This is a genomic window from Streptomyces sp. NPDC046985, from assembly GCF_040644415.1.
Classification (GTDB): domain Bacteria; phylum Actinomycetota; class Actinomycetes; order Streptomycetales; family Streptomycetaceae; genus Streptomyces.
Map to the genome: position 1 here is coordinate 121,394 of NZ_JBEYWK010000013.1, position 11,712 is coordinate 133,105.

12 protein-coding genes are annotated in these 11,712 nt (G+C 72.4%); 4 read left to right on the top strand and 8 right to left on the bottom strand.

Going from position 1 to position 11,712, the window contains the following annotated elements:
- Positions 1–45: 45 nt before the first annotated feature.
- The 4 genes from ABZ861_RS18555 to ABZ861_RS18570 all read right to left on the bottom strand — a co-directional run bounded on the left by ABZ861_RS18555 (position 46) and on the right by ABZ861_RS18570 (position 4,285).
- Positions 46–642, bottom strand: coding sequence for a TetR family transcriptional regulator (locus ABZ861_RS18555; RefSeq protein ID WP_361631308.1), 597 nt, complete (start codon positions 640–642; stop codon positions 46–48).
- 40 nt (positions 643–682) lie between these two features.
- Positions 683–1,693, bottom strand: a complete 1,011-nt coding sequence (locus ABZ861_RS18560) for an aldo/keto reductase (RefSeq protein ID WP_361631310.1) — start codon at positions 1,691–1,693, stop codon at positions 683–685.
- Between the two features lie 438 nt (positions 1,694–2,131).
- A complete protein-coding gene (locus ABZ861_RS18565) occupies positions 2,132–2,602 on the bottom strand; it encodes a DUF2690 domain-containing protein (RefSeq protein ID WP_361631312.1) in 471 nt (156 codons plus the stop codon).
- A gap of 300 nt (positions 2,603–2,902) precedes the next feature.
- Entirely contained in the window at positions 2,903–4,285 is a 1,383-nt protein-coding gene (locus ABZ861_RS18570; protein ID WP_361631314.1) for a glycine--tRNA ligase, read from the bottom strand.
- Positions 4,286–4,565: 280 nt separating this feature from the next.
- Between ABZ861_RS18570 and ABZ861_RS18575 the strand changes: the two genes are divergently transcribed.
- From ABZ861_RS18575 to ABZ861_RS18590, 4 genes are all read left to right on the top strand, one after another.
- On the top strand, positions 4,566–5,552 hold the full coding sequence (locus ABZ861_RS18575) for a metal ABC transporter substrate-binding protein (RefSeq protein WP_361631316.1): 987 nt from the start codon (positions 4,566–4,568) through the stop codon (positions 5,550–5,552).
- Between the two features lie 20 nt (positions 5,553–5,572).
- On the top strand, positions 5,573–6,346 hold the full coding sequence (locus ABZ861_RS18580) for a metal ABC transporter ATP-binding protein (protein WP_361631318.1): 774 nt from the start codon (positions 5,573–5,575) through the stop codon (positions 6,344–6,346).
- Positions 6,346–7,257 carry a metal ABC transporter permease gene (locus tag ABZ861_RS18585; RefSeq protein WP_361631320.1) on the top strand — a complete coding sequence of 304 codons (912 nt, stop codon included), beginning with the start codon at positions 6,346–6,348 and terminating at the stop codon, positions 7,255–7,257. The genes ABZ861_RS18580 and ABZ861_RS18585 overlap by 1 nt, the downstream gene beginning before the upstream one ends.
- A gap of 62 nt (positions 7,258–7,319) precedes the next feature.
- On the top strand, positions 7,320–7,736 hold the full coding sequence (locus ABZ861_RS18590) for a transcriptional repressor (protein WP_361631322.1): 417 nt from the start codon (positions 7,320–7,322) through the stop codon (positions 7,734–7,736).
- Positions 7,737–7,924: 188 nt separating this feature from the next.
- On the opposite strand, the gene ABZ861_RS18595 is transcribed toward ABZ861_RS18590, so the two are convergent.
- The 4 genes from ABZ861_RS18595 to ABZ861_RS18610 all read right to left on the bottom strand — a co-directional run bounded on the left by ABZ861_RS18595 (position 7,925) and on the right by ABZ861_RS18610 (position 11,711).
- Positions 7,925–8,764 carry an isoprenyl transferase gene (locus tag ABZ861_RS18595; RefSeq protein ID WP_361631324.1) on the bottom strand — a complete coding sequence of 280 codons (840 nt, stop codon included), beginning with the start codon at positions 8,762–8,764 and terminating at the stop codon, positions 7,925–7,927.
- 82 nt (positions 8,765–8,846) lie between these two features.
- Positions 8,847–9,593, bottom strand: a complete 747-nt coding sequence (gene recO, locus ABZ861_RS18600) for a DNA repair protein RecO (protein WP_361631326.1) — start codon at positions 9,591–9,593, stop codon at positions 8,847–8,849.
- Positions 9,594–9,615: 22 nt separating this feature from the next.
- A complete protein-coding gene (locus ABZ861_RS18605; RefSeq protein WP_361631328.1) occupies positions 9,616–10,572 on the bottom strand; it encodes a hypothetical protein in 957 nt (318 codons plus the stop codon).
- A gap of 158 nt (positions 10,573–10,730) precedes the next feature.
- Positions 10,731–11,711, bottom strand: a complete 981-nt coding sequence (locus ABZ861_RS18610) for an SCO2521 family protein (protein WP_361631330.1) — start codon at positions 11,709–11,711, stop codon at positions 10,731–10,733.
- Position 11,712: the final 1 nt, after the last annotated feature.

Below are 11,712 nucleotides of genomic sequence, written 5' to 3' on the forward strand. Positions count from 1 at the left end.
TGCACCGTTCGAGCCAGGTGCACCAGCGCGTGGCGGCGCGGAGTCTCACTCCCCGCGCTCGTCCAGCCCCCGTAGCAGCAGGTCCAGAACCTCGTTCAGTTCTTCCTGGACGTCGGGGGCGGTCCACTCGCGGGCGTAGCAGGGGTCGTGGAAGCGGCCGGTGGCGTGGAAGAGGGTGCGGGCGGTGGCCGCCGGGTCCGGGGCGGCGAAGGCTCCGGCGGCGGCGCCCGCCGCGACGATCCCGGTCAACTGGCGGGTCAGCTCGGCTATGTGCGCGCCGACCGCCTCGCCGTTCTCCTGCGCGAGGACCGAGTACGTGGCGAACAGCTCGGGATCGCCGCCCGCCTTGCGGCGCTTGGCCTCGAACAGTTCCTGGAACCAGTCGCGCAGCCGCGCCCGGGGATCGCCGTCCCCGGCGGCCACGTCCGCCAGCGCCTGGGTGGTCCGGTCCAGCCAGCGCTTGGTGACCGCCTCCCGCAGCGCCGCCTTGGTGCGGAAGTGGCGGTAGACGCTGCCGTGGCTGACGCCGAGCGCGCGGGCCACGTCCACCACGGTGGCCTTGGTCGGGCCGTGGCGGCGCAGCACGTCCTCGGTCGCCGCGAGGATGCGCTCGGCGGTCAGGGTCTCGGCGGTGGGTGCCATGTCTTAGACCGTACCCGGCGTGCGGTTCACCGGTTTCCGCTCACCGCTCGCTGTCCAGCAGGGCCATCTGCGCGGGCGCGTACCGCTCGCCCGCCACCGCGCCGGCCGGGACCGCCTCCTCGATGGCGGCGAGGTCGGCCGCGTCGAGGACGACGTCGAGGGCGCCCAGCGCCTCGGACAGCCGCTCGCGGGTGCGGGCGCCGATCAGCGGCACGATGTCGTCGCCGCGGCCGAGCACCCAGGCGATGGCGATCTGCGCGACCGTGGCGCCCTTCCCGTCCGCGATCCGGCGCAGCGAGGCGACCAGGCCGACGTTGTGCTTCAGGTTGTCGCCCTGGAAGCGGGGCGAGGAGGAGCGGAAGTCGTTCGCGGCGAAGCTGCGGTCGGCGGTGATGTGGTCGGAGATCAGCCCGCGGGAGAGGACGCCGTACGCGGTGACGGCGATGCCCAGTTCGCGCAGGGTGGGCAGGATCTCCCGCTCGGGGCCGCGCGAGAGCAGCGCGTACTCGATCTGGAGGTCGGCGATCGGGGCGGTGGCGGCGGCCCGCCGGATGGTCTCGGCGCCGACCTCGCTGAGGCCGATGTGCCGGACCCAGCCCTTCTCGACGAGTTCGGCGATCGCGCCCACGGTCTCCTCGATGGGCACGTCCGGGTCGAGGCGGGAGAGGCGGTAGACGTCGAGGGCTTCCACGCCGAGGCGCTGGAGGGAGTACGCGGCGAAGTTCTTGACGGAGGCCGGGCGGCCGTCCACGCCGAGCCAGCCGCCGCCCGGGTCGCGCTGCGCGCCGAACTTCACGCTGAGCAGCGCGTTGTCCCGGAGATGCGCCGGGGCGGCGCGCAGGGCCTCGCCCAGCAGCATCTCGTTGTGGCCCATGGCGTAGAAGTCGCCGGTGTCCAGGAGGGTGACGCCGGCCTCCAGGGCGGCGTGCACGGTGGCGACGGCCTCCGGGCGGTCCGCCTCGCCGTACACCCCCGACATGCCCATGCAGCCGAGGCCCAGGGCGGAGACCTGGGGGCCGGTGCTTCCGAGCTTGCGTGTCTGCATCGTCATGACGCCAGCCTGACATGACGAATGACAGAAATCAATATCTGTCATTCGTCATGCGTCAGGAGACCTCGGCTCCCCGGTGCCCGGCCTCGGCTGGGGGCTGGGGGCTGGGGGCTGGGGGCTAGGGGCCGCGCGGGCTTCCCGGAAAGGTCGCCGTGCGAACGTCGGCGCGCCCCACGGTGGGCAGCGGGCGGAGTCCGGCGCTCGCCCGACGCGACACTCGGGCCACTGGCACGGCCGCCATCAGCCGCAGAAGGCGAAACGGTCCGCCGGCGTCGCCGGCGGACCGTCCTGCAGGATCGAAGTCGAGCGAGTGCGACAGGACCGCCTGGTGCGTCGGTCACCTTGGGATCGTGTCGGCCTTTGGCGAGGGTTCTTCAGGGACTTCTGGGAATCCCGGCCACCGCCCCCATAACGACCCGGCGAGGTCGGACAATTGGCTTAGTAGTTCGCCGTCCGACCCGAGGCGATGTAAGCGCCGGTGTCCTCCTCGCCGTAGGCGTAAGAGGTCACATTGGCGTCATTGACCATCGCCGTGTAGCAGGAGCCGCTGCTGTCGACCACCCTGCACGAGTAGGTCCGCCGGTCACTGTTTCGGGTCACTTCGGCGACACCGCCGTTGTTGTCCCCCGGAGAAGCGATCGAGCCGTGCTCGATACGCCCCCACGCTGTCCGGCATGACGGGCTGTAGTACAGGTCAATGATGGATTGATCCTGATACGAGCCTGCGTAGAGGTGAGTGGAGGAGACGATTCTCCTGTCATTCCAGCAACTTGTGCTGCTGGCCTTTTGCCCGTCATAGGTTGCCGCATGGACAGTAGGGCTTGCGACGATCGGCGCGGCGACGGAAATCGCCGCCACTATCAGGGCGCTGCGGCCCGCATGTCCGATTCGCGCAACGATGCTCTTCAAATCGTGCCTCCTTGATGGGAACGCACTTTCGAGAGGGACAGTACAGGCCCAACCCCAAGGCGCAACAGGTCTGTTGCCGAGACAACTCAACGGTCCGGATGCCGCGGCGGCCGCAGCGCAGGCGGTCCACATCAGCGGCCGCATCGTGAACGACGAATTCCGTTGTTCCCCGAGGCCGGCGCGCCGCCGACCCAGCGCCCCGCCGACCCGGCGCCGAAGGCCCACGGGCAGCACGAAGCCCCCGGTTCCACGGAGGAACCGGGGGCCTGGGCGCACCGCGGCCGCGGGCGGCCGCCAGCGTCAGCAGCCGAGCAGGCGGCTGGCCAGGTAGCCCTCGATCTGGTCCAGCGACACGCGCTCCTGCTTCATCGAGTCGCGCTCGCGGACGGTCACCGCGTTGTCGTCCAGGGTGTCGAAGTCGACCGTCACGCAGTACGGCGTGCCGATCTCGTCCTGGCGGCGGTAGCGGCGGCCGATGGCGCCGGCGTCGTCGAACTCGATGTTCCAGTGGTGGCGCAGCGCCTGGGCCAGGCCCTTGGCCTTGGGCGACAGCTCCGGGTTGCGGGAGAGCGGCAGCACCGCGACCTTCACCGGGGCGAGGCGGCGGTCCAGGCGCAGCACGGTGCGCTTCTCCATCTTGCCCTTGGCGTTGGGCGCCTCGTCCTCGACGTAGGCGTCGAGCAGGAAGGCGAGCATGGCGCGGCCGACGCCGGCCGCGGGCTCGATGACGTAGGGGGTCCAGCGCTCGCCGGCCTCCTGGTCGAAGTACGACAGGTCCTGGCCGGACGCCTTGGCGTGGGCGGAGAGGTCGTAGTCGGTGCGGTTGGCGACGCCCTCCAGCTCGCCCCACTCGTTGCCGCCGAACTGGAAGCGGTACTCGATGTCGGCGGTGCGCTTGGAGTAGTGGGAGAGCTTCTCCTTGGGGTGGTCGTACCAGCGCATGTTCTCCTCACGGAGACCCAGGCCGGTGTACCAGTTCCAGCGCTGCTCCATCCAGTACTCCTGCCACTTCTCGTCCTCGCCCGGCCTGACGAAGAACTCCATCTCCATCTGCTCGAACTCGCGGGTGCGGAAGATGAAGTTGCCCGGCGTGATCTCGTTGCGGAACGACTTGCCCATCTGCGCGATGCCGAACGGCGGCTTGCGGCGCGAAGTGGTCTGCACCTGGGCGAAGTTGGTGAAGATGCCCTGGGCGGTCTCGGGGCGCAGGTAGGCGACCGAGCCGGTGTCCTGGGTGGGGCCGAGGTGGGTGGAGAGCAGGCCGGAGAACTGCTTGGGCTCGGTGAACTGGCCCTTGTTGCCGCAGTTGGGGCAGTTGACGTCGGTGAGACCGTGCTCGGGGAGGCGGTGGTGCTTCGCCTCGTACGCCTCCTCCAGGTGGTCCGCGCGGAACCGCTTGTGGCAGGAGGTGCACTCGGTGAGCGGGTCGGTGAAGGTGGCGACGTGTCCGGAGGCGACCCAGACCTCGGTGGCCAGGATCACGGACGAGTCGATGCCGACCACGTCCTCGCGCGACGTCACCATGTAGCGCCACCACTGGCGCTTCAGGTTCTCCTTCAGCTCGACACCCAGCGGCCCGTAGTCCCAGGCGGCGCGCTGGCCGCCGTAGATCTCACTGCTGGGGAATACGAAGCCACGGCGCTTGCTCAGGCTGACGATGGTGTCGATCTTGTCGGCGGCCACGGTGCTCTCTTCATTACGACGACGGGCGACGAAGCGAGACGCTTCAGAGCGAATGCTTCAGCGTACCGGCGCGGGCTCCCCCCCGATCAAATCGGTGCCGGTTAAGGGCGGGAATCGGCACTGCGCAGGGGCCAGGGGCGAGCCGCGCAGGGGCCAGGGCGAGCTGCGCAGGGGCCAGGGGTGAGCCGCGCAGGGGCCGGGGCGAGCTGCGCAGGGCGCGGGACGAAGGGTCGCGACGGCTTGTTGACAACCGTTTCCATCTTTGTTGAAAATGACTGTCATGAACACAAGACGACGTCCCGTCCTGCCCCGGGCCGCGACCGCGGCGACCGCCGGCCTCGTCCTCGCCGCCCTCGGCGCCCTCTCCGCCTGCTCGGCCGGTCCCGCCGGTTCCGCCGACTCGGCCGGCGGCGGCACGGGCAGGTACGACGTCGTCGCCTCGTTCTATCCGCTGGCCTTCCTGGCCGAGCGGATCGGCGGCGGCCACGTCCACGTCACCAGCCTCACCCAGCCCGGCCAGGAGCCGCACGACCTGGAGATCAGCGCCCGGCAGACCGCCCGGCTCCAGGACGCCGACGCCGCGCTCTACCTCAAGGGCCTCCAGCCCTCCGTCGACGAGGCGATAGCCCAGTCGGACGTCAAGACCAAGGTCGACGCCGCCTCCCTGACCACGCTGGAGACGCACGGCAACGAGGTCGGCGGCCACGCCGCGGCCCACGACACCCGGCCCGGCGAGGAGTCCGGCGGCCGGGACCCGCACGTCTGGATGGACCCGGTGCGCTACGCCCAGCTCGCCGCGGGCGTCGGCAGGGCCTTCGAGCAGGGCGACCCCGCCCACGCGGCCGACTACCGGAAGAACACCGCCGCGCTGGTCAAGCAGCTCGACGCCCTCGACGCCCGGTTCAAGCAGGGCCTCGCCCACACCAGGACCAAGGTCTTCATCACCACGCACGCCGCCTTCGGCTACCTCGCCGAGCGCTACGGCCTGACCGAGGAGGCCGTCAACGGGCTCGACCCCGAGTCCGAGCCCAGCGCGGCCCGGGTGAAGGACCTGGAGCGCATGGCCCGCGCCGACGGCGTCACCACCGTCTTCTACGAGACGCTGGTCAGCGACAAGACGGCGAAGACCATCGCACGCGACGCCGGGCTGAAGACCGACGTCCTCGACCCCCTCGAGGGCATCACGAAGAAGTCCCGGGGCCGCGACTACCTCGCCGTGCAGGAGGCCAACCTCAAGGCCCTCCAGCACGCCCTGGGCGCCGAGTGAACCGCCGGAAGGACCCGGTCATGGGCGAACGCGTCATATCCCTGCGCCAGGTGCACGCCGACCTCGGCGGCCGCCCCGTGCTGCGCGGCGTCGACCTCGCCGTGCACCGCGGCGAGACGGTCGCGCTGCTCGGCGCGAACGGCTCCGGCAAGTCCACCGCCGTGCGCGCCGCCCTCGGCCACGTGCCGGTGAGCGCGGGCGAGGTCGAGCTGTTCGGCGCCCCGCAGCGCGCCTTTCGCGACTGGTCCCGCGTGGGCTACGTGCCGCAGCGCACCACGGCGGCGGGCGGGGTCCCCGCGACCGCGGCGGAGATCGTCGCCTCGGGCCGGCTCTCCCGCACCCGGTTCGGCCTCTTCCGCGGCGCCGACCGCGCCGCCGTCCGCCACGCGCTGGACCTGGTCGGCATGGCGGACCGGGCGAAGGACCCCGTCGACGCCCTGTCCGGCGGCCAGCACCAGCGGGTGCTGATCGCCCGCGCGCTGGTCTGCGAACCGGAACTGCTGATCATGGACGAGCCGTTGGCGGGCGTCGACCTGGCCAGCCAGCGGACGCTGGCCGCCACCCTGCGCGACCAGGCGGCCGCGGGCGCGACGGTGCTGCTGGTGCTGCACGAACTCGGGCCCCTGGAGCCGCTGATCGACCGCGCGGTCGTGCTGCGCGACGGCCGCGTGCTGCACGACGGGCCGCCCCCGAAGGACGCCGGGCGCCCCGCCCCGCCCGGCCGCGAACACGACCACGACCACCCGCACGGCGCCCCCGGCGCCGACCCGATCCGTACGGGGCTGCTGAGCTGATGGACTTCCTCGACTACGCCTTCATGCAGCGGGCGCTGCTGGCCGCCGTGCTGGTCGGCGTCACCGCGCCCGCCGTCGGCGTCTACCTCGTCCAGCGCCGCCAGGCCCTGATGGGCGACGGCATCGGCCATGTGGCCATGACCGGCGTCGGCCTCGGCTTCCTGCTGTCCGCCTCCCCGGTGTGGACGGCGACCGCGGTATCCGTGCTCGGCGCCGTGGTGATGGAGCTGATCCGCTGGTACGGCCGCACCCGCGGCGACATCGCCCTCGCCCTGCTCTTCTACGGCGGCATGGCGGGCGGCGTCCTGTTCGTCAACCTCGCGCCCGGCGGCTCCAACGCCAACCTGACGTCGTACCTCTTCGGCTCGCTGTCGACCGTCTCGGCCTCCGACGTGACCTCGATCTGCCTGCTGGCGGCCTTCGTGGTGCTGGTGACCGTGGGTCTGCGCCGGCAGTTGTTCGCGGTCAGCCAGGACGAGGAGTTCGCCCGGGTCACCGGGCTGCCGGTGCGCGCGCTGAACCTGCTGACCGCCGTCACCGCCGCGGTCACGGTGACGGTCGCGATGCGCGTGGTGGGCCTGCTCCTGGTCTCGGCGCTGATGGTGGTCCCGGTGGCCGCCGCCCAGCAGCTCACCCGCGGCTTCGCCGCCACCTTCGCGCTCGCCGTCGCCCTCGGCGTGAGCGTCGCCCTCGGCGGCACGGTCACCTCGTACTACCAGGACGTGCCGCCCGGTGCGACGATCGTGCTGTTCACCATCGCCGCGTTCGTCGCGCTCACCGCTCTGGCCGCTCCGCTGGCCCGGCGCCGCGCCCGGACGGCCGCCGCCGCGCACACGGCCGAGGCCGCCGAGGGCGCCGCGCGGGGCGCGATTCCGGTCAGCCGGGCGTCCGGCGACGGCGTCGGCGTCTGACCGCCACCGGCCCGGACTGGCACAATGGCCCCGGCAGAGGCGAGACGCGAGGAGGCAATCCGGTGACGACCGCAGGACCCCCCGTGAAGGGACGCGCCACCCGGCAGCGCGCCGCCGTCGCCGCGGCCCTCGGCGAGGTCGACGAGTTCCGCAGCGCGCAGGAACTGCACGACATGCTCCGGCACAAGGGCGACTCGGTGGGCCTGACGACCGTCTACCGCACCTTGCAGTCCCTCGCCGACGCCGGCGAGGTCGACGTGCTGCGCACCTCCGACGGCGAGTCGGTCTACCGCCGCTGCTCCACCGGCGAGCACCACCACCACCTGGTCTGCCGGGTCTGCGGCAAGGCGGCCGAGGTGGAGGGCCCGGCCGTGGAGAAGTGGGCCGAGGCCATCGCCGCGGAGCACGGCTTCGTCAACGTCGCGCACACCGTGGAGATCTTCGGCACCTGCGCCTCCTGCGCGACGGCCGGGGACTGAGGCGGAGGACGGACCGGGCCGCGCGGGCGCGGCCCCGCTCCTCCACTCCCCCGCGCGGGGGCGGCACCGCTCCTCCGCTCCCCGCTCAAGCGCGGCACCGATCCCCCGCCCTCAGCGGGCGGCCCCGCTCACTCCCCCCTCCGGCGGGCGGCCCGGCGCTCCCCCGCCCCGGCGGCGCTCAGCCCTCCTCAGCCCTCCTCGGGGCGGCCCTCCATGGCCAGCAGCTCCTCGTTGGGGACGGCCCCGCCGAAGCGGCGGTCGCGGGAGGCGTACTCGACGCAGGCGCGCCACAGGTCACGGCGGTCGAAGTCGGGCCACAGCACGTCCTGGAAGACCATCTCGGCGTACGCGCTCTGCCAGAGCAGGTAGTTGGAGGTGCGCTGCTCGCCGCTGGGGCGAAGGAACATGTCCACGTCCGGCATGTCCGGGTAGTACAGGTACTTCGCCAGGGTCTTCTCGTCGACCTTGGACGGGTCGAGCCGGCCCGCCTTGACGTCCTCGGCCAGCGCCTGGGCGGCGTCCGCGATCTCCGCGCGCCCGCCGTAGTTCATGCAGAAGTACAGGGTGAGCAGGTCGTTGTCCTTGGTCTGCTCCTGGGCGACCTGAAGCTCCTTGGCGACCGACTTCCACAGCCGGGGCATCCGGCCCGCCCAGCGCACCCGGATGCCCAGCGCGTCGAGCTGGTCGCGGGTCTTGCGGATGAAGTCGCGGTTGAAGTTCATCAGGAAGCGCACCTCGTCGGGCGAACGCTTCCAGTTCTCCGTGGAGAAGGCGTACAGGGAGATGTTGCGGACGCCGATCTCGACGGAGCCCTGGAGGACGTCGAGCACCTGCTCGGCGCCCACCTTGTGCCCCTCGGTGCGCGGCAGGCCGCGCTCCTTGGCCCAGCGGCCGTTGCCGTCCATGACGATCGCCACGTGGCTCGGGACCAGCTCACCCGGCAGCTTCGGGGGGCGCGCTCCCGACGGGTGCGGCTCCGGCGCCTGGTACTCGCGCCGCTGACGCCCCAGGATCCCGCGTACTGCCATGTGCTTCTCGTCTCCTAGTCGTGCTTGTCTCGGTTGCTTCGGCTTGCTCAGCCTGCTCGGCCGCCGCTCGTCGGGGAGCCGGCTACTTCTCCACGTACCGCAGGGAGCGCAGTCCCCGCTCCAGGTGCCAGTGCAGGTAGGCGGACACCAGTCCGCTCCCCTCCCTGACGTGCCGCGGCTCGCTGGCGTCCGCGGTCTCCCAGTCTCCCGTGAGCAGCGCGCCGAGCAGCTCCAGCGTCTGCGGCGAGGGTACGACACTGCCCGCGACCCGGCAGTCGGCGCAGACCGAGCCGCCGGAGGCCACCGAGAAGAACCGGTTGGGTCCGGGCATTCCGCACCGGGCGCAGTCGCCGAAGCTGGGCGCGTAGCCGTTGACGGCCAGCGAGCGCAGCAGGAACGCGTCGAGCACGAGGTGCGGGGCGTGCTCGCCGCGGGCGAGGGTGCGCAGGCCGCCGACGAGCAGCAGGTACTGCTGCACGGCCGGCTCGCCCTCGTGGTCGGTGAACCGCTCGGCGGTCTCCAGCATCGCCGTCCCGGCGGTGTAGCGGGCGTAGTCGGCGACGATGGCGCCGCCGTAGGGCGCGATGGTCTCGCTCTGGGTGCACAACGGCAGCCCGCGGCCCACCAGTTCGCCGCCGCGCGCGAAGAACTGCACGTCCACGTGGGAGAAGGGTTCGAGGCGGGCCCCGAACTTGGACTTGGTCCGCCGCACGCCCCGGGCCACGGCCCGCACCCGCCCGTGGCCGCGGGTGAGCAGGGTGATGATCCGGTCCGCCTCGCCCAGCTTCTGGGTGCGCAGCACGATGCCGTCGTCGCGGAACAGAGTCATGGGGACCATTGTCGCCCACGGCTCAGGAGGCGGTGGGATCCGGCCCGGAGGTCAGCGCCGCGGCGCCGTCGGGGACGCTGTGCGGGCTGGCGTTCCACAGCTCTCCGAAGCGGCGGATGCGCTGCTGCACGTCGTCCTCACGGGCGTTCACCGTGGTCCAGGAGTTCACGCTGAGCTGGTCGGCGCCGACCTCGTAGGACAGCGCGCCGTCGAAGACGACGAAGTCGATCATCTTGCCGCGCTGGACGTGCAGCGGGAGCTGGGACAGGGCGACCACGCGCACCTCGATGCGCACGTCCCGCTGCTCCTTGCAGATGTCGTGCAGGTGCGGCAGGTCGCCGGGCTGCTTGACGACGAACAGGCGGCGCACCCGCACCCCGCGGTCGTCGATCGCCTCGCGCTGGGCCTCCAGATAGCGGCCGGCCGGCTCGGTGCTCCAGAAGTCCTGGTCGACGGAGGTGCTGATGGCGTCGACGGTGCGGCGGGCGCACTTGGTCAGGCTCAGCAGCCAGTCGTGGTTCTCGCCGGGGCACTCGGCGCTGAGGTTGGTCAGGTCGTCCATCTGGAGTGCGAGCCGGTTGATCTCCTCGTGCGCGAAGTCGTGCAGGATCTCCGGGCCGATGGAGACCACGTGCGTGGCGCTCTCGGCGAGCCGGGGCACCCCGTCGTCGCGGAGTTTCTCCACCTCGTTGAAGAGCTTGGTGGCGCGGCCGATGTCGACGAAACGCTGGTCCACGGAGGACTTCAGCTCGCCGAGCTGGTGCGCGAAGGTGACCAGGAACTGGACGATGAGCACCGCGCCGCCGCACAGGACCGACAGCACGAGCTGCCAGACGTCGTCGGCGGACGGGGCCAAGACGGTGCTGAGCACGTACACCACGCCGCCTGCCAGCACTGTGGCCAGCAGCTTCTGTATCAGGCGGCGGGCGCCGTCCTCCCTGCCGCGCGCCTCGCCGCGTGCGGTGGTCTCTGCGGGCATATCGCCTTCTCCCCCCGTTGGGATCGTGTGCGTCGGGCATCGCGCCCGGCCGGGTCGTGCGAGACCGGGATCGTGCGTTTCCAGCGGTGGTACGGGTCCGGGACGGTACGGGTCGGGGACGGTGCTCGTGCGGGACGGTGCGGGTCGGGGCCGCCGGGTCAGGCGGTCCGGCGGACGGCCGGGGCGTCATCGGCCCGCGGCCGCAGCGCCAGGAGGGCCATCTGGTCGCGGACGCGTTGCACCAGGTTCTCCCACTGCCGGGTGAAGCCGGGGCGCTCCTCCAGGGTCCGCCACAACGGGCCGAGCGCCGGGTCCACGCGCGCTCCGGGCATCCACACGTGCAGCAGGTGCTCGACCAGCGGGCGCAGCGCCGTCAGCACCGCGTCCTGGCCGGCCGCGCCCGAGGGGACGCCGTCCAGCTTGTGCGCGACCGTGGTCAGCACCCAGTCGTGCAGGGCCAGGTCCTCGCAGAACCCGGCCACGGCGGCCGGCGCCACGTCGCCGGGCACGGCCAGCTCGGCGGTGCGCAGGCCGTCGGCGGCGTCGGTGTCGTCGACGGTGAACCTCACCAGCCGGGCCGGGGTCCCGGCGGGGGCGGGCAGGGCGGCCCAGCGCAGCCGGGTGCCGACGGTGCGCAGCGGGGCGTCGTAGTCGAGCAGCAGGTGGCGGCGGGAGATCCGGGCGAGCAGGCCCTCGGCGATCGAGCCGACGTCCAGCAGGTCCGGCGCGTGCGGGTCGCCGAGGAAGCCGTCCGCGACCGACCGCTGGGGCAGCCGTCCGACGGGGACGAGGACGCCGGGGCGGACCAGGTAGTACCCCCAGGGGCGGCGCCGGTCGGGTCCGCCGGCCGGGGCGGAGAAGTACGCCGTGGCCTGGAGCACCCGGCCCCAGGTGAGGGCGGCGCGGGCGGCCACGGCGCCGACGGCGCGCACCTTGGCGCCGTCGGCGGCGGGCAGCCGGCAGTCGACGCCGGTGAGGACGTCCGGGGACAGCGCGTGCGGATGGGGGCGCCGGGAGAGGCGGACGCGCTCGTCGGGGCGCAGCCTCAGCAGCCGTTCGGCGGTGCGCTCGCCGACCGCGTCGCGGGTGGGCAGCAGGCAGGTGCGGACCTCGCCGCACACGAGGGCCGGGGCGTCCATG